This is a genomic window from Spirillospora sp. CA-108201 (assembly GCF_050936235.1).
Taxonomy (GTDB): domain Bacteria; phylum Actinomycetota; class Actinomycetes; order Streptosporangiales; family Streptosporangiaceae; genus Spirillospora.
Genome location: NZ_JBNJNE010000001.1, coordinates 4026206 through 4043256, shown reverse-complemented (window position 1 = coordinate 4043256; position 17051 = coordinate 4026206). Strand labels below are relative to the sequence as shown.

14 protein-coding genes are annotated in these 17051 nt (G+C 74.1%); 7 read left to right on the top strand and 7 right to left on the bottom strand.

Annotation, left to right across the window (positions count from 1 at the left end):
• The first annotated feature begins 10 nt into the window (after positions 1-10).
• The 3 genes from ACQEU6_RS19610 to ACQEU6_RS19600 all read left to right on the top strand — a co-directional run bounded on the left by ACQEU6_RS19610 (position 11) and on the right by ACQEU6_RS19600 (position 4772).
• Entirely contained in the window at positions 11-3538 is a 3528-nt protein-coding gene (locus tag ACQEU6_RS19610; protein WP_499333817.1) for an ATP-dependent helicase, read from the top strand.
• A gap of 72 nt (positions 3539-3610) precedes the next feature.
• Positions 3611-4390 (top strand): class I SAM-dependent methyltransferase, encoded by a 780-nt coding sequence (locus tag ACQEU6_RS19605; protein ID WP_499333816.1) that lies wholly within the window; start codon positions 3611-3613, stop codon positions 4388-4390.
• Between the two features lie 73 nt (positions 4391-4463).
• On the top strand, positions 4464-4772 hold the full coding sequence (locus ACQEU6_RS19600; RefSeq protein WP_499333814.1) for a hypothetical protein: 309 nt from the start codon (positions 4464-4466) through the stop codon (positions 4770-4772).
• 55 nt (positions 4773-4827) lie between these two features.
• On the opposite strand, the gene ACQEU6_RS19595 is transcribed toward ACQEU6_RS19600, so the two are convergent.
• Together ACQEU6_RS19595 and ACQEU6_RS19590 are read right to left on the bottom strand one after the other, a co-directional pair.
• Positions 4828-6444 carry an AMP-binding protein gene (locus ACQEU6_RS19595; protein ID WP_499333813.1) on the bottom strand — a complete coding sequence of 539 codons (1617 nt, stop codon included), beginning with the start codon at positions 6442-6444 and terminating at the stop codon, positions 4828-4830.
• 111 nt (positions 6445-6555) lie between these two features.
• A complete protein-coding gene (locus tag ACQEU6_RS19590) occupies positions 6556-7461 on the bottom strand; it encodes a LysR family transcriptional regulator (RefSeq protein ID WP_499333812.1) in 906 nt (301 codons plus the stop codon).
• 71 nt (positions 7462-7532) lie between these two features.
• Here ACQEU6_RS19590 and ACQEU6_RS19585 point away from each other — a divergent pair, with 71 nt between their 5' ends.
• Together ACQEU6_RS19585 and ACQEU6_RS19580 are read left to right on the top strand one after the other, a co-directional pair.
• Positions 7533-8384 carry a PhzF family phenazine biosynthesis protein gene (locus ACQEU6_RS19585; protein WP_499333810.1) on the top strand — a complete coding sequence of 284 codons (852 nt, stop codon included), beginning with the start codon at positions 7533-7535 and terminating at the stop codon, positions 8382-8384.
• A gap of 34 nt (positions 8385-8418) precedes the next feature.
• A complete protein-coding gene (locus ACQEU6_RS19580) occupies positions 8419-9054 on the top strand; it encodes a hypothetical protein (protein ID WP_499333809.1) in 636 nt (211 codons plus the stop codon).
• A gap of 38 nt (positions 9055-9092) precedes the next feature.
• Here ACQEU6_RS19580 and ACQEU6_RS19575 read toward each other — a convergent pair whose 3' ends face one another.
• Genes ACQEU6_RS19575 through ACQEU6_RS19560 form a run of 4 tightly spaced genes read right to left on the bottom strand, consistent with a single transcriptional unit; the run spans position 9093 to position 14501 of the window.
• Positions 9093-10175 carry an alanine racemase gene (locus ACQEU6_RS19575; protein WP_499333808.1) on the bottom strand — a complete coding sequence of 361 codons (1083 nt, stop codon included), beginning with the start codon at positions 10173-10175 and terminating at the stop codon, positions 9093-9095.
• Entirely contained in the window at positions 10172-11773 is a 1602-nt protein-coding gene (locus ACQEU6_RS19570) for an IucA/IucC family protein (RefSeq protein ID WP_499333807.1), read from the bottom strand. Before ACQEU6_RS19570 ends, ACQEU6_RS19575 begins: the two co-directional genes overlap by 4 nt.
• Entirely contained in the window at positions 11764-13344 is a 1581-nt protein-coding gene (locus ACQEU6_RS19565) for an IucA/IucC family protein (RefSeq protein WP_499333806.1), read from the bottom strand. Before ACQEU6_RS19565 ends, ACQEU6_RS19570 begins: the two co-directional genes overlap by 10 nt.
• Positions 13341-14501, bottom strand: a complete 1161-nt coding sequence (locus ACQEU6_RS19560; protein WP_499333805.1) for an ATP-grasp domain-containing protein — start codon at positions 14499-14501, stop codon at positions 13341-13343. The genes ACQEU6_RS19565 and ACQEU6_RS19560 overlap by 4 nt, the downstream gene beginning before the upstream one ends.
• Before the next feature lie 136 nt (positions 14502-14637).
• Here ACQEU6_RS19560 and ACQEU6_RS19555 point away from each other — a divergent pair, with 136 nt between their 5' ends.
• Positions 14638-15246, top strand: coding sequence for an HD domain-containing protein (locus ACQEU6_RS19555; protein ID WP_499333804.1), 609 nt, complete (start codon positions 14638-14640; stop codon positions 15244-15246).
• On the opposite strand, the gene ACQEU6_RS19550 is transcribed toward ACQEU6_RS19555, so the two are convergent.
• Complete coding sequence (locus tag ACQEU6_RS19550) at positions 15243-15527, bottom strand: DUF4031 domain-containing protein (protein ID WP_499333803.1); 285 nt, start codon at positions 15525-15527, stop codon at positions 15243-15245. The genes ACQEU6_RS19555 and ACQEU6_RS19550 overlap by 4 nt on opposite strands.
• Before the next feature lie 136 nt (positions 15528-15663).
• Between ACQEU6_RS19550 and ACQEU6_RS19545 the strand changes: the two genes are divergently transcribed.
• Complete coding sequence (locus ACQEU6_RS19545) at positions 15664-17049, top strand: dipeptidase (protein WP_499333802.1); 1386 nt, start codon at positions 15664-15666, stop codon at positions 17047-17049.
• Positions 17050-17051: the final 2 nt, after the last annotated feature.

Genomic DNA, 17051 nt, shown 5'->3' with positions numbered 1-17051 from the left:
AGCGAAGTAGGTGATCACGCCGGGAGAGCTGGCCCGGCTGCTGGAGATCCCGGCGCCGACGGAGGAGCAGGCCCGGGTGATCGAGGCGCCGATGGCGCCGATGGCGGTGATAGCCGGCGCCGGGTCGGGCAAGAGCGAGACGATGGCCGCGCGGGTGGTGTGGCTGGTCGCGAACGGCTTCGTCCGGCCGGAGCGCGTCCTCGGGCTCACCTTCACTCGCAAGGCCGCCGCCGAGCTCGGCGCGCGCGTGCGCAAGCGGCTCGACAGGCTCCGCGAGGTCCTGCCGGGCGACGAGCTCGAGCGGCTGGGCGGCGAGGCCCTGTTCGACGGCGAGCCGATGGTGTCCACGTACCACTCGTACGCGGCGCGGCTCTTCGGCGACCACGCCCTGCGCGAGGCGCTCGAACCGACGATGCGGCTGATCTCGCCGGCCGTCGCCTGGCAGATCTGCTCGCGGGTGGTCGACGCCTACCACGGCCCGATGGACCGGATCGAATGGCAGCCCGACACGGTCACCAAGGCCGTCATGGAACTGTCCGGCGACCTGTCGGAGCACCTGCGCACGGCCGAGGACGTCCGCAAGGTCGGCGCGTGGCTCGACGAGCGGTTCGCCGTGGTGAAGAAGCCGCTCAAGGCGCAGCGCGACATCCTCGCCAAGCACGCCGTCCGCGAGCAGCTCATGCCGCTCATCGAGGCGTACGGGCGCGCCAAGGCCGACCGCGAGGTCATCGACCACGGCGACCAGATGGCCCTCTCCGCCCGCATCGCCTTCAAGCACCCCGAGGTCGGGATGATCGAGCGGTCCCGGTTCTCGGTCGTCCTGCTGGACGAGTACCAGGACACCAGCCAGGCGCAGCTCGTCCTGCTCAAGTCGCTGTTCGCGGGCGGGCATCCCGTGACGGCCGTCGGCGACCCGTGCCAGTCCATCTACGGCTGGCGCGGCGCGAGCGCCGGGAACCTGCTGCGCTTCGCGTACGACTTCCCCTCGCAGCCCGCGGCGGCCCCCGGGGGGCGTCCCGTGGCGGCGCCGGTCGTCCAGCTCAGCCGGTCGTTCCGCAACGGCGAGCAGATCCTGGAGGCGGCGGCGCGGGTGCAGGAGGAGCTGCGGGCCGAGACGAAGGCCGTGCCGCGCCTCGTCCCGGGCGCCGGGCGCGAGGGGCGCGGACGCGTCGAGTGCGCCCTGTTCCCCACCGTCGAGGACGAGGCCGACCGCATCGCCGCGCGCATCGCCGGGCTCATGGCCGCCGACCCCGACACCGCCCCGGACGGCGGCCCCCAGACCGAGCCCCCGCGCTACGGCGACGTCGCCGTCCTCGCCCGCAAGCGGTCGCAGTTCCCGCTGATCAGACGGGCCCTGGAGGCGCGCGGCATCCCCGTCGAGGTGGTCGGGCTCGGCGGGCTCCTCACCGTCCCCGAGGTGCAGGACGTCGTCGCCACCCTGCGCGTCATGCACGACCCGACCGCAGGCGCGTCCCTCGCGCGGCTGCTCACCGGCCCGCGCTGGCGCCTCGGCCCCCGCGACCTCGTCGCCCTCGGCCGCCGCGCCCGCGCCCTGGCCCAGGAGGCGGCCCGCGACATCACCCGCCCGGACCCGGCCCCCGCTGAGGAGCCCGCCGCCGCCCCCGACGGGGAGCTCGACCCCGCGCCGGTCCGTGAGCCCGCCGGCGCGCCGCCCACCGAGCCCGGCTCCACAACCCGCGACGGGGGCGAAGCGGCCTCCGGGCCGGCGCCCGTCACCGCCGCATCGGGCACCGTGCCCGGTGAAACCGTGCCTGGTGAAGAGGGCGACGAGGGCGTCACCGGGGACGATCCGCTGCGGCAGCTCGTCAGCGAGTTGAACCAGGAGACCGGCAGCCTCGTCGACGCGCTCGACGACCTCGGCCCGCCGGGCGCGTTCTCGCCCGAGGGGTACGGGCGCCTGCGCCGGCTGCGCGACGAGCTGCGCGTCCTGCGCGGCCAGGTGGGGCTCGCGCTGCCCGACCTGGTCAACGAGGTCGAGCGCGCCCTCGGCCTCGACATCGAGGTCGCGGCCCGGTCCGGGCTCGACCCCGTCACCGCCCGCGCCGACCTCGACGCGTTCATCGACGCCGCCGCCACGTTCGCGGGCGACGCCGAGGACCCGACGCTCGGCGCCTTCCTGGCCTACCTCAAGGCCGCCGAGTCCGAGGAGTTCGGGCTGGAGGCCGGGCGGGTCGGGGAGACCGACAGCGTCAAGCTCCTCACCGTCCACGCCTCCAAGGGGCTGGAGTGGCCGGTCGTCGTCGTCCCCGGCCTGGCGTTCACGCCGCAGAGGAACGGCTCCCCCGCCAAGGGGTCGATCTTCCCCTCGCCGCCGCAGAACGCCACCCGCTGGACGGCGAACCCGCGCGTCCTGCCGTTCATGCTGCGCGGCGACCGCGCCGACCTGCCCGCGCTGACCGGGCTGGAGAAGGACGACCTCTCCGCCTTCGACCAGGCGTGCTCCGAGCGCGACCTGCGGGAGGAGCGGCGGCTCGCGTACGTCGCGGTCACCCGCGCGTCCAGCCTGCTGATCACCACCGGCTACTGGTGGGGGTCCTCGGGGCGCCCGCTCGGGCCGTCGCCGTTCCTGGAGGAGGTGCGGGCGGTCTGCCTCGCCGGGGCCGGGTCCGTCGCCGTGTGGGCCGACCCGCCGGAGGAGGGGGCCGCCAACCCGCTGCTCGCCGACCCGGAGGAGGCGCAGTGGCCCGTCGCGCCCGGCGACCGCGGCCGGTCCGACCTGTCGGCGCGGGCGCGCCATGAGGCGGTCGTGGAGGCGGCCCGCATGGTCGAGGACGAGATGTCCGGGCGCACCCGCCACTGGGCCGGGGACGCCGGCCTGTCGGGCGCCGACCGGGGCCGCATGACGGCGTGGGCGCGCGACGTCGAACTGCTGCTCGCCGAGCGCGACCGGGGGCGCGGGGGCGACGGCCTGCTCGTCGAGCTGCCCGCGCACCTGTCGGTGTCGTCGCTGGTGTCGCTGGCGCGCGACCCGGCGGCGCTCGCGCGGCAGATCCGCCGGCCGATGCCGCGCCCGCCCGCCCCCTACGCGCGGCGCGGCACCGCGTTCCACGCCTGGCTGGAGGGCCGCTGGGGGCAGCAGCGCCTCCTCGACCCCGACGAGCTGCCCGGGGCCGCCGACGAGGGCGCCGCCGACGACGCGCACCTGGCGGTGCTGCGCGAGCGGTTCGAGCGGTCGGAGTGGGCGGCGCGCGAGCCGCTCGACATCGAGGTGCCGTTCGAGACCATCATCGGCGACCGGCTGGTCCGGGGCCGGATGGACGCCGTGTTCCGGTCCCGGGACGGCGGGTACGAGGTCGTCGACTGGAAGACCGGCTCCCCGCCGCGCGGGGACGAGGCCCGGTTCGCCGCCGTGCAGCTCGCCGCCTACCGGCTGGCGTGGGCCGAGCTCGCCGGGGTGGGGGTCGCGCGGGTCAGCGCCGCGTTCCACTACGTCTCGGCCGAGGTCACCGTGCGTCCCGCCGACCTGCTCGACGCGACCGGGCTCGCCGCGCTGCTGGACGGCGTCCCGGCCGCCTGAGGTTTCGTCCCTCCCCTCTGTTCACCGTGCGTGGTTTCGGGGATGATCCGGGCAACCATCCGAGGAGGCGACGTGTCGGTGACCCATGACGAGAAGGTGGTACGGGAGTTCTCCAAGCAGGCGGCCGGATTCTCCGACCCGAGGCTGAACACGGCGTTCACCCGCCATCTGGACCGGCTCGTCCGGTTCATGGACCCCGAGCTCGACCTGGAGGACGTCGTTCTGGAGGTCGCCGCCGGGACGGGCATCGTGTCCCGCGCGATCGCCCGCCGCGTCCGGCACGTGACGGCGCTCGACCTCACGCCCGCGATGCTCGCCGAGGGCAAGCGCGAGGCCGACCACGCCGGTCTCACCAACGTCACCTTCGCGCGCGGCGACGCCACGGCCCTGCCCTACCTCGACCGGTCGTTCACCCTCGTCGCCACCCGCTTCTCGCTCCACCAGGTCGCCGACCCCGAGGCCGTGGTGAGGGAGATGGCGCGGGTCAGCCGCCCCGGCGCCGCGCTGATCATCGCCGACCTGGTCCGGCCCGCGGGTCTTCACGGCGACCCCGACCGCGTCGAGCGCCTCCGCGACCCCTCGCACGGCGAGGCCCTCACCGAGGCGCGGATCACCGAGCTCGTCACGGCGGCGGGCGCGGCGGTGAAGCGCGCCGACCGGTTCGACCACAGCCGCCCGCTGGACCCGTGGCTGGAGTTCTCGCACACTCCCGCGGACACCGCGGCGCGGATCAGGCGGGAGCTGGAGGACGAGCTGGCGGGCGGGCCCGCCACCGGCATGCGCCCGAGCATGGTCGGCGGCGTCCTGCACTTCACGCACTCCTCCCTCTTCCAGCAGGCCATCGTCGGATGACGTTTCGAGCAGCCGGGTGACGTTTCGAGCAAACGTTCGACGCGTGTGACGCGTGTGGTCTATGTTGTCGAACATGGGTTCTAGCACCGTGCGCCCCCTCGATCGCGAGCCGGCCGCGCTGGCGATGCGCATCGGCGTGGTCGCGGCCGAGGCCGCCCTCGCCACCTTCGCCCGCAACCTCGACCTGGACGACCTGGAGGGCGGCGTCGACTTCCAGGGCGCCATCGGGCCCGCCGAGTGGCCGGTGTTCTCCCTGGTCATCGACACCCTCGCGGAGGCCGGGCCGGGCGACGGCCGGACGCTGGACGAGCGCCGCGCCGACGCCCTCAACGACCTCGCCCGCATCTGCATGGCGGCCAAGCGGCGCGCCGGGGCCGCCTGACCCTCGGGACGGGGGCACGCCCGGGACCTCGCGGCCCTGGGCCCGGGCGTTTCCCTCATCGACCGCCGGGTGCCCTCCGCCTGACCTTGCCGGTGCTGGTGCGGGGCAGTTCCCGGACGAACCGGATCTCTCTCGGGACCTTGTACCGGGCCAGGTGCGCGCGCACGTACTCCTTGAGGTCGTCTTCGGTGACCGCCGCCCCCGGGTTCCTGACGACGTGCGCGGCGAGCCGCTGCCCGAACCTCTCGTCGTCGACCCCGGCCACCGACGCCTCCGCGACGTCCGGGTGGCCGCCGAGCAGGTTCTCCACCTCGCCGGGGAACACGTTCTCCCCGCCCGAGACGATCATGTCGTCGGCGCGGCCGTCGATGAACAGGCGCCCCGCCGCGTCGAAGTGCCCGAGGTCGCCGCTGCCGGTCAGGCCGTCCCGCATCCGCCGGCCGCCGCCCCCGGTGTACCCGGCGAACCGCAGGCCGCCGCCGGTGTAGACCTCCCCGGTCTCGCCCGCGGGCAGCTCCCGGCCGTCCTCCCCGAGCACCTTGATCGTGAGCCGGAAGGACGGCCTGCCGACCGTGCCGGGCGCGGCCCGCAGGTCCCCGGGCGTGGCGATCGTGGCCCACCCGGTCTCGGTCGCGCCGTACACGTTGACGAGCACGTCGCCGAACGCGTCCATGAACGCCTCGGACAGGTGCGGATGGAGGGCCGCCCCGCCGCACACGACCGCGCGCAGTGTCGGCGTCGGCGGCGCGCCGTCCACGTCCAGGACGCGCTGGAGCATCACCGGCACCGCCACGAGCGCCTCGGCCCGGTGGTCCGCGATCGTATCCAGCACCTGCCGCGGGTCGAAGCGGCGGGCCAGGACGAGCGGCATCCCCATGGCGAGCCCGACCGTCGTGTAGGCGAAGCCGAGCAGATGGAAGAGCGGCGGCCCGACGACGATCGGCGCGCCCGACCGGACGGGGACGCGCATCAGATGGCTCAGGGCCGCGGGCAGCAGCGAGGAGGCGGACAGGTCGTGCCGTGCCCCCTTGGGCGTGCCGGTCGTCCCGGACGTCATGAGGATCACCCGGCTGACCCGCTCGGGCTTGAGGTGCCCGGGGGCGGTCTCCGCGATGAGCGAGTCGATCGTCCCCTCGCCCTTGCCCTCGTCGCCGTCGCCGTCGGTCCAGGCGACCACCCGTCGCCCGCCGAATCCCGACTCGCCGACGGCCGGGGCGAACTCCTCGTCGTGGACGAGCAGCCCGATCTCCTCGCGTTCGGCGACCTGCCCCAGCTGCCTGCCGGAGAAGTCGGTGTTCAGCAGCACGACGTCGTTGCCGAGCCGCGACGCCGCGAGGACCGCCTCGACGAACCCCCGGTGGTTGCGGCACAGGATCCCGACCTTCCCGTCGCCGACGCGACCGCCGAGCGCCGTGGCCAGCGCCGCCGCCCGCCGTTCGAGCTCCGCGTAGGTCAGCGTCCCGCGCTCGTCGACCAGGGCCGTCCGGTCGGGGAACCGCAGCGCCGCCATCGCGCCCAGCGTCGCGGGAACGGGCCCGAACCGCACGTACGGGAACAGCAGCCGCGCCGCCCGGTCGGGCCGGACGGGCCGCACCACCCCGGCGTCGCGCACCGCCCGGGCCGCCCTGACCCCCGCCTCCGCGGCACCCCGCACCCGCTCAAGCAACAGCACGCCACTCCTCCGCCGAACCGGTTCCGCACCCGGCATACCCGACTCTCGGCCGGGCAAAGGCACCTTCTGGCAACGGCCAACACCGAGTGTGCCGCGCCGCGCAGGTCCACGTCAGGAGGCGGCCTCGCGCGGGCGGGTGATCGAGTCGATCAGGGCGGCGCGGACGGCGCGGACGGCGGGGGAGCGCCAGCGGGAGGCCGGTTCGGCGAGCCAGAGGTGGTGCTGGGACAGGCCCGCGGGCGGGGGCAGTTCGGCGAGCGCTCCGGCGGCGAGTTCGTCGGCGACCGTGACGGCCGGCAGCAGCGCCACGCCGAGGCCCGCCGCCGCGCAGCGCTTCGCGGTCTCGATGCCGCCGAAGCGCGGCGGGTTCGCCGCGGGGTCGGCGGCCGTGACCAGGGCGGCGAGCTCGTCGCTGTAGGAGCAGCCTTCCTCCAGGAGGACGACGCCGGTCGCGGCCAGCTCCGCCGGGGTCAGGGGACGGTTCCTCGGGAGGGCCGCGGTCGCCGCCGCGACGAGGGCCAGGGGCTGGGCGCCGAGGTCGACCAGGTCCACGCCGGACGGGTCCGGCGAGGGGTCCAGGACGAAGGCCAGGTCGGCGCGGCGGTCGGCGAGCGCGGCGAGCGCGGTGCGCGTGTCGGCGGGGAACAGCGACGGCGTCACGTCCGGGAGCCGCGCCCGCAGCCGGGGCAGGAGCGGCGCGAGCCAGTAGGCGCACACGGACTCCGGCGCCCGGAGCCGCACCGGGCCCGACGGCTCGGTGGCGGCGGCGGCGACCTCGGCGAGCATCCGCTCCTGGAGGTCGAGGAGGCCCCGGGCGTGCTCGGCGAGGAGCGAACCCGCGCGGGTGGGGGAGGCGCCGCCGGGGCCGCGGTCCAGCAGCGGCGCCCCGGCGAGCCGCTCCAGCGCCTTGACGTGCGCGGTGACCGTGGACTGCACGAAGCCGAGCTCCGCCGCGGCGGCGGTCATTCCGCCGGTGCGCAGGACCGTGAGGAAGGTGGTGAGGAGGCGCGTGTCCATCGATTGTCCCGATGCTTTCGATCCATAATCATCGTTGGACGCGATGCTAGTCGCGGGAGCAGACTGCTCGCATGAGCGACATCGCATCGGCACTGCGCTACACCGCCTTCGACGTGGACGGCGAGGGCGGAAACCCGGCCGGGGTCGTCCTGGACGCCCGCGGCCTGGACGCCGCGAGAATGCAGGAGATCGCGGCCGAGATCGGGTTCTCCGAGACGGCCTTCCTCGTGGACGAGGGGGGCGCGCCCGAGCGGTTCGCGATCCGCTACTTCAGCCCGCTGGCCGAGGTCGCCTTCTGCGGGCACGCCACGATCGCGACCGCCGTCGCGCTGGCCGAGCGGCGCGGGACGGGGAGCCTGCGGCTGAGCACCCCGGCCGGGGAGGTCGGGGTCGAGACCAGGGAGGCGGACGGCCGCGTCCTCGCGACCCTCACGAGCGTCCCGCCCGCCGTCCGGGACGTCGAGGCCGCCGACCTCGCCGCGGCGCTGCGCGCGCTGCGCTGGGAGGCCGGGGAGCTCGACCCGGGGCTGCCGCCGCGCATCGCCGACGCGGGCAACGACCACCTGGTCCTGGCGGCGTCCACGCGCGCCCGCCTCGCCGACCTCGACTACGACCGGGACGCGCTCGGCGAGCTCATGGCGCGCCGCGGCTGGACGACCGTCCACCTCGTGTGGCGGGAGAGCGGGACCGTCTTCCACGCGCGCGACCCGTTCCCGCCGGGCGGGGTCGTGGAGGACCCGGCGACCGGCGCCGCCGCGGCGGCCTTCGGCGGGTACCTGCGCTCGCTGGGCCTCGTCGCCCCTCCGGTCCGGGTCACCGTCCGCCAGGGGGAGGACATGGGCCGCCCCAGCCGGCTGCTCGTGGACGTCCCCCGGGGGGACGCGGGCATCGCCGTGAGCGGGACCGCCGCGCCGATGGGCTGACCGGCGCGCCGGGCCGGTCCAGTAGCGTCGTGTCATGCCGCAATCGACCGCCGTGACCGCAGACGATCTCGACCTCGCCGTCCGGCTGGCCGTCGCCGCGCTGGGGGAGGCTCCCCCGGACGCGTGGGACGCCAAGGCCGGGGCGCTCGAATGGGACTGCTGGGAGACCGTCGAGCACCTCAGCGACGACCTGTTCGCCTACGCCGCCCAGATCGCGCCGAGGACGCCGCCGGCGGACGGCGAGGTGCCGTTCGTCTGGGAGAGCCGCCGGCCCGGCGGGCCGGCCAACGCCGTCCACGCGGACAGGAGCGCCGGACCGGCGGGGCTGCTGCAGGTCCTGGACGCGTGCGGCGGGATGCTGTCCGCGGTGGTCCGCTGCACGCCGCCCGACGTCCGCGCGCATCACTCCTTCGGCGCCTCGGACGCCGAAGGGTTCGCCGCCATGGGGATCGTCGAGACCCTCGTCCACATGCACGACCTGGCGGGCGGGCTGGGGCTGCCGTGGGAGCCGCCCGCGGATCTGTGCGCCCGCGTGCTGGGACGCCTGTTCCCCAGCGCGCCGCAAGACACGGCCCCTTGGGCGACCCTGCTGTGGGCCACCGGTCGCGGGGACCTTCCCGGGCGTCCGCGCGTCACATCGTGGCGCTGGGACGGGAGGCCCCGCGGCTGAACGCCGGGAGGCCCCGCGGCTGAACGCGCGGCGCCTGGTCAGCGCCGGTAGTGGAAATCCGGTTTCGGGTGCATCAGGAAATCGTGGTGGGAGATGTTCCAGGCGTAGGCGCCGGCCATGGTGAAGGCGATGACGTCGCCTGGCGCCAGCGGCGGGACGAGGACGTCGCGTGCGAAGACGTCCTTGGGCGTGCAGAGCTGGCCCACGAGGGTGGCCCGGCGCTCCGGGCCGCTCGCGGTGAGAACCCTGAAAGGCTGATCGTGGCCTTTCGTCACGGGAGTCCTCAGGTGGTGCGTGCCGCCTCGGAGAATGGCGCAGGTCTCGCCGCGCGTGGTCTTCACGTCCAGAACGTCGGTGACGTACCAGCCGTGGTAGGCGGTCATCGCCCGTCCCGGTTCTATGCGGACCTTCGCGGGGATGCGGCTCAGGCCCGTCCCGTAGGTCCGCCAGTCGAAGCGGGTCTCCGGCGAGGCGTAGTCCACCGCCATGCCGCCGCCCACGTTCAGTTCGGGGTCTTCTACTCCTCGGGAGCGGAGCCAGGGCAGCGCCCATTCCGCTATCCGGTGCGCCAGGTCGAGCATGACCGGCGCGTCCAGCCCGGAGGCCAGGTGGGCGTGGACGCCTCGGAGCGTGAGATTCGGATACTCGGCCAAGACTTCGGCGCAGTGGTCGAGGGTTTCCTCGTCCATGCCGAAAGGGCCGCTCATGGTGAGGGCGGCGTCCGGCACGTCCATGGGCAGGTTCGCGCGGAGCAGGACGTCGGCGGGCCCCAAGGCGGCCAGGCGGGCCGGTTCGTTCGGGCTTTCCACATGGATCCGGTCGGCGCCGAGCGTTCGGGACAACGCCAGTTCGTCAGCCGTTTTCCCGGGCCCGCCGAAAGCCACCGGCTTGCCGGGAAGGGTTTCCCGGACGTGGGCGAGTTCACCGCCGGACGACACCTCCACGCCGTCGACGTGAGGCGCGAGGGTCCGGAGGATCTCGGCGTCCGGATTGGCCTTGGCGGCGTAGAAGACCTCCGTGCCGGGCAGCGCCGCGCGGATGTCCCGGACGTGGGCTTCGAGGCCGGGCAGGTCGTAGACGTAGGCCGGGTACCGGTCGAGGCTCAGCGCGAACTCGTTCACAGCGGGCGGGGCGCGGCGAGCGGGTTGGGGACGGGGACGTAGGCCGCGCCGCGGTCGGCCGTCCGTGACCAGCGGGTGCGGAGATTGGCCTTGGCGGGCAGCGGCACACCGGCCAGAAGAGCCCTCACCTGCGGGTGATGGTCGAAGGCGGCGAAGTGCCCGCGCGCCGTGCGCCAGAGGGTCTCGTCCAAGGACGGGTGGAGGTCGGCCACGGCGGCGGCGATCTCGTTGAGGTGGTTGACGAGGAGGCAGTAGACGACGCGGTTCCAGCCCCGGTCGGGGGCGTAGGTGAGGCTCTCGGCCACACGGGAGGGCAGATGCGACAGGTCCCAGTGGCCGGCCGTGAGTTTGGTGCCTTCCATGTCGCGGAACACGGCATGGATGGGCATGCCGTCGGTGTCGACGCAGACGAGGACGTTCTGCAAGTGAGGCTCCAGGACGACGCCATGGTCCAGGTAAGCACCCAGTACGGGCGGTGCCACATGGGCTACGTATGCGTCCCACCAGGCTTGGGCGCCGTCCGGCGACGAGAGGGCGGGCAGGCCGGCGAGGAAAGCGTTGTAGGGGTCGGCCAAGGCGCCCGCGAGGAGGGGCGTGCCGGGAAGGGACCTGACGCCCTGCCGCAGGATCACTCCGAGGCCCTCGTACAGGCGGCGGTCGGGGAGGGCGACGCTGCGGTAGGCGGGTTCTCTGAGGAACGTGGCGTTCAGCTTCTCCAGAATGGGCGGCAGCAGTTCGTCGAGCGTCATCGCGCCGGTCAGCTCGTACCAGGCGTTCTTGCGGACGCAGTTCGTGATGCGCACGTCCAGGCTGAACTTGCAGAACACGTCGGCGTCCGGCAGGTACGCGGTCCGCACGGACGAGGTGGGCACGGCCTCCATGTCGGATGGGCCGAGATCGACCAGAGAGCCGTTCGCCAAAGCCCTCTGCAAGGCGGGGTTGTCCGCCAGCAAGGAGAACTGCCACGGATGAACGGGAAGCAACCGACGCCCAGACGGCACTGAGGGGCCATGCGCTTCCAGCTCTGCGAACGCCTCCGCGGCCCCCTCCTCGGCGACGAGCTCCGCAGGAACGGCCAGCCACAGCGGACGGAACCGAGTCCTCACCTCGGGCGCGTACGGGAGCCACTCCTCCGGCGCGCCCTGGCGGGCCTTCGGAGACGGGTGGAAACGGTGTCCGGCGACAAGAGACTGCTCCGAGTCGATGTAGCGGTCTTCAGCCGGCTCACCTCTGGCTGCGAGGATCGCGGTGAGCGCGGTGTGGCTGCCGTCCACCTGGACGAGGAACTCCGGGTTCGGCAAGCCGGTCGCCAGTTCCAGTTCGCCCGCGACCAGGTTCGCCAGCCTGTCCCAGGGAGCCGCTGTCCACTCGTCCTCGCGGCGCTCCTCGTAGGGCGGCGCCAGGCGGCAGGTCGCCCCGACCGGGGGACGGGCCAGCCCCGCGCGCAGCACGACCCCCGCGCGGGGGAGCCGGAACACCAGTCGGGCGCCGTCCGGCCAGATCTGCTGCTCGGGCCCGCACACCTCCCGGATGAGGCAGTTGAGCAGCGCGGTCGCGGTGGCGTCGTCGGCCGTGACGGCCGGTTCTGTCAGCAGCACGTCGTGTCCAGTAGGTAGTTGGGCCCCGGTGGGCCGTAGTGCTTGTTGATGTCGGCCGCGCCGGTCCTGGCCTTGTCGACGAGGGTTCCTGCGGTGACCATGGCCTTGCCGGGCAGCGTTCCGGCGTCGAGCGTGCGGGCGCGCAGGAACGCGTCCTGCGGCCCGAGCGCCCCGTCGAGCCGTTCGCGGATCATCCGGCGCCCGGTCCGCCAGGGGAGCAGGCCCCGCTCGGCCAGGCCCAGCGCGGGCGCCGCGGCGCAGAGGTGCAGGGTGATGGTGACGAAGACGCGGGCGAGGGCCTCGGGATCGGAGGTCGTCATCCTGCGGTCGACGAGGTCGCGGGGGTCCGTGCCGGGGGCGGACGGCAGGCGCTCCCTGAGGCGGGACGGGTCGATCAGCGCGCCGTCGTTGTCCTTGATGAGGAGGCGAAGCGGAGACTCGTCCAAGACGAGTGCCACGTTCTGCTGGTGCGCCTCCAGCGCGATGCCGTACCGGAACAGCGTCACGTTCCAGGAAAGCAGCGCCGACAGGTAGGCGCCGAAGAGCGCCTCGACATCCCAGTGCTCGATGACGTGACCCTGGTCCGGTGACTCGGCGAGTAGGGCCGCGACAGGGACGATGTGTGCGCGCGCAGTCTCCGCGGGGAAGCGCCGCACCAGATAGCCGAGGAGCGGGTCGTCGGCATGGCCGTAGGTCTGCTCGTCGGCGAGAAGGACGGGAAGCGACGGCTCCTGTGAAAGGACCTGGCGCAGGATCCGTTCGACGAGCGCGCCGTCCGGGAGGGTGCCGGGCATGATGGTGCGCCGGTTGCGGAGGCCGAGGGTGCTCGTCGGCAGCGGCATCTTCACGTGGTCGAGCGGCGCGGCGGCGACCGTCCGCATCGACAGAGTGGGCATGACCTGCAAGTACGGCTGAGGTGCGAGGGTGGCGCCGGGCTGGGAGCGCACCTGCCGCGCCGCCAGGGGATGGACGGGGAACAGCGCGCCCGCATCCGCCCGCCGCAGTCCGACGTCGGACGGCGCGGGCCACCAGTCGGGAAGCGCCCCGGCCCGCGTCGCGTTCCGCACGGCCGCCCAGCGCAGCGGGAACGACGGCGCGAACTCGGGCGCGTAGCGGCTCAGTTCGGCCAGGGACAGCCCGGAGCGGCTCTGTCCGGTCGGATGCACGGGATGGCCGTTGTAGGCCGCCAGCGTCTCGTAGAACGTGCCGGGGCCGGTCCGCAGCTCGGCCGGGAGGCGTCCCAGCCGCCGGTGGACGGCCGGGCGCGCGTCGTCGTGCAGCTTGATGGCCGCCAGAGCCTGAAAGCACTCGCGTTCGAAGGACGTCGTGTCGTCACGCGGGTCGGCCACCAGACGGACGGCATCGAAGACGTCGCTCAGCCTCAGGCCCTGCCAAGGGTCCACGACGAGTTTCGAGAGGAAGGCGGGCCGAGCTTCCAGAAGACGCACCGAACGGCCCGGAAGCTCCAGCGTGTGGCCCCGGACGAAGTGTCTCAGGCCCGAGTAGTCCTCTCTCAGCAGCGCGTCCAGCACACGGGCCGCGAGCGGGCCTTCGGCATCGTCGCCGGTCACGCGATCGTCCAGTCGTGGGTCGCGCGGAACCGGGCCAGGGCGGCGTTCACTTCGTCCGGCCCGGGGCCGATGGCCCGTACGGTTCCCAGGTAGTCGCGGTTGGTGCGGGTGAGGGACACCGTGTCGCCCACCGCGCGTTGAGGGCGGTACGCCAGGTGCACCGGCCCGTCGTCCATCTGCAAGGGGCCGGGAGCCGCGGTGAGCGTGCCGCAGCGATCGGCTATGACGGGCTCGGCGACGGCGTGGCGCGGACGGGGGACCTGCCGCCCCGGCAGGGCCTCCCCGAGATGGACCCGCAGGATCTGCTCGAAGAGGGGCACGCCCAGCAGATCGGCCAGCAGGAAGTCGCAGTGGTCGCCGATCAGCCGGTAGTTGACCTCGATGATGCGGGCGCGCCCCTCGTGGACGACGAACTCGGTGTGGCAGGCACCGAAACCGACGCCCAGCGCCTCCAGCTGCCGCAGGACCTGTGCCGTCTCCGGGGGAGGGGGCGCCCACTCAAGGCGCTCCTCCACGAAGAACGGCGGCGGCGAGAGCGTCGTGCGGAACGAGCCGAGCACCCGCAGCTCCCGCCCGTCCCCCAGCGTCTCCAGCGTGTGGAGGCGGCCCGGCAGGTACTCCTCGGCCACGAGCGGGTCGCCGCGGCGGGCCCTGATCTCCTCCACCCGGGCGTCCAGCTGCGCGGCGTCGCCGACGAGGAACACGTCCTCGCTCGCCACGCCCTCGCGCGGCTTGAGGACGAGGGGATACGGCGCGTCCGCCGGGACGCGCCCCGCGTCCGCCGAGAAGACCGGGTCGAGGGGCGCCAGGTGCCGCCGCATGAGCGCCTTGTTCTTCGCCCGGGTCGCCGCCCGCCAGTCCTTGGCGGGCAGGCCGAAGTAGGCGGCGGCCAGAGCGGCCGGCGCCTGGAGGAAGTCGCTGTTGGAGAAGACGGCGGCGGGCTCGCCTCCGCCGCGCGCGGCGGCGTCCTCGACGCGCGCGATGATGTCGCGGAAGTCGGAGACGTCGCACGCGACCACCGGCACGCCGGCGTCGTGGGCGGCGGGACGGTCGGTGAGGAGCGCGACGTCGAGGCCCAGGCGCGCGGCGGCGGGCAGGAACCCGTGCGTCACCGAGTCGGTCGCCTTGCCGGCGACCAGGTAGAGAGAGGCGGCCACGACCGGCCCTTCCAGTGAGTGAGGTAAGCCTTGCCTAACTCGCAGTGATCAACCATAGTGGCCGGGGCGCCCTCCGCACGCAAGAACGATGGCACCGCGTGTCCCGGCCCGTCCCGCGATCCGCCAGGATGGGCCCATGGATCTTGTCGACCGGTGGGTGGCGCTGGCGGGCCCCCACACCCGGCACATCGGGAGCGAGCTCGACCAGCGCTACGGGGAGCCGCACCGCCGCTACCACACCCGCGCGCACCTGACCGCGGTGCTCGATCTCGTGGACGAGCTGGCCGGGCACGCCGGGGACCCCGACGCCGTCCGGATCGCCGCCTGGTTCCACGACGCCGTCTACGACCCCGAGCGCGCCGACAACGAGGAGCGCAGTGCCCGCCTGGCCGCGCGCATGCTCGCCGACACCGATATCTCGGAGGCGGTCGTCGCGCGGGTCGTCCGGCTCGTCGAGCTGACCGCCACGCACGCGCCCGAGGAGGGCGACTGCGACGGGCAGGTCCTCTGCGACGCCGACCTCGCCGTCCTCGGCGCCGGGCCCGAGGAGTACGCCGCCTACGCCGCCGCCGTCCGCGAGGAGTACGCGTTCGTCCCCGACGAGTTCTTCCGCGCGGGACGGGCCGAAGTGCTCAACGGCCTCCTGGCCCTGCCCCGGCTCTTCCACACGCCCGCCGCGCGCGAGCGCTTCGAGGAGCGCGCCCGTACCAACATGCGGACGGAACTGCTGCTCCTCAACGCCTAACCGCCCAGCCGGACCGCCCGGGAACGGTACGCCTTGCGGCGGCGCAGGCCCGCCCCGGTCAGCCGCAAGAGCAGTTCCTGGCAGCCCACCGCCTCGGCGCCCTGGAGCAGCGCCGCCTCGTAGAGCTCCGACGGGACGTCGTAGTGGTCGCGCTCGAACGCCCGCGGCGGCATGCCCAGATCCGCGGCGAAGGCGTGCAGCTCCTCGTAGGAAACGTCACTGACCATGTGCGACCACACGCGTCCCCGCGCGGGCCACAGCGGCGGGTCGATGAGGATCAAGGCCACTCCCGCGATCGAGGCAAGGCGATCCCTTACTGTGAGGTCCCGCCTCGGGGAACCCGAGGGGTCGGGACGTCCGGAGATCCCGGACAGAGGTCACTCAGCCCGACATTACGACATGCGAAGGGGCATGCAGGTGAACGACGTAGTCGCCTTCATCCAGGCGGACCGCGACCGGTTCGTCGCCGACCTCAAGGAGTGGCTGGCGATCCCGTCCATCTCCGGGGACCCGGCGCACGCCGAGGATGTGCGCACCTCCGCCGGATGGCTCGCCGAGTACCTGCGCGGGCAGGGCTTCCCCACCGTCGAGGTCTGGGAGACGCCCGGCCTGCCGGCGGTGTTCGCCGAATGGCCCGCCGAGGACCCGGAGGCCCCCGTGGTCGTCGTGTACGGGCACCACGACGTCCAGCCGGTCGAGCCGCTGGAGGAGTGGGAGACCGACCCGTTCAAGCCCGTCGAGAGGGGCGACCGGCTCGTCGGGCGCGGCGCGTCCGACGACAAGGGGCAGGTCTTCTTCCACACCCTGGGGATCCGCGCGGCGCTCGCCGCGTCCGGGCGCCAGGCCCCGCCCGTCACCGTCAGGCTGCTGGTGGAGGGCGAGGAGGAGTCCGGCTCCGTGCACTTCGCCGAGCTGCTGCGCACCCACCGCGACCGGCTCGCCTGCGACGCCGTCGTCATCAGCGACACCACCATGTGGGCGGCGGACGTGCCGTCCATGTGCACCGGCATGCGCGGCCTCGCCGAGGCCGAGGTCACGCTGCGCGGCCCGGACGGCGACCTGCACTCCGGCTCGTTCGGCGGCGCCGTCCCCAACCCGCTCCACGCGATGGCCGCGCTGCTCGCCGCGCTTCACGACGCCGACGGCCGCGTCGCCGTCCCCGGGTTCTACGACGACGTCGTCCCGCTGAGCGACGAGGAGCGGGAGCTGTTCGCGCGGCTGCCGTTCGACGAGGCCGAATGGCTGCGCACCGCCGGGAACAGCCGCGCCGCCTACGGCGAGAAGGGCTACACGACCCTCGAACGCGTCTGGGCCCGGCCGACCGCCGAGATCAACGGGATGTGGGGCGGGCACACCGGCCCGGGCGGCAAGACGATCGTCCCCCGCGAGGCGCACGCCAAGATCTCGTTCCGGCTCGTCGCCGGGCAGGACCCCGGCAAGATCCAGGCGCGGTTCGAGGCGTGGGTCGCCGAGCAGGCGCCGCCCGGCGTCGAGGCCGAGGTCCGCGTCCCGGGCGGCGGCGTCCGGCCCTGCTTCTCGCCGATCGACTCGCCCGGCGTCAGGGCCGCGCGGCGCGCCATGGAGCGGGCCTTCGGCTCCGAGGTGCTGTTCACCCGCGAGGGCGGCAGCGGCCCCGAGGCCGACCTCGCCGACATCCTGGACGCGCCGCTGGTCTTCGTCGCGGTCGGGCTGGACGACGACCGCATCCACGCCCCCAACGAGAAGGTCGAGATCCCGCTGCTGCTCAAGGGCGCTGAGACCGCCGCCTACCTGTGGGAAGAACTCGCGGCCGCGCTGCGCTGAAC

What these genes read in the sequence shown, in the direction of transcription:
- ACQEU6_RS19555 (WP_499333804.1), top strand. Translation starts at nt 14,638, where the DNA reads ATGGATCTTGTCGACCGGTGGGTGGCGCTGGCGGGCCCCCACACCCGG.
- ACQEU6_RS19590 (WP_499333812.1), bottom strand. Translation starts at nt 7,461, where the DNA reads ATGGACACGCGCCTCCTCACCACCTTCCTCACGGTCCTGCGCACCGGC.
- ACQEU6_RS19600 (WP_499333814.1), top strand. Translation starts at nt 4,464, where the DNA reads ATGGGTTCTAGCACCGTGCGCCCCCTCGATCGCGAGCCGGCCGCGCTG.
- ACQEU6_RS19585 (WP_499333810.1), top strand. Translation starts at nt 7,533, where the DNA reads ATGAGCGACATCGCATCGGCACTGCGCTACACCGCCTTCGACGTGGAC.
- ACQEU6_RS19580 (WP_499333809.1), top strand. Translation starts at nt 8,419, where the DNA reads ATGCCGCAATCGACCGCCGTGACCGCAGACGATCTCGACCTCGCCGTC.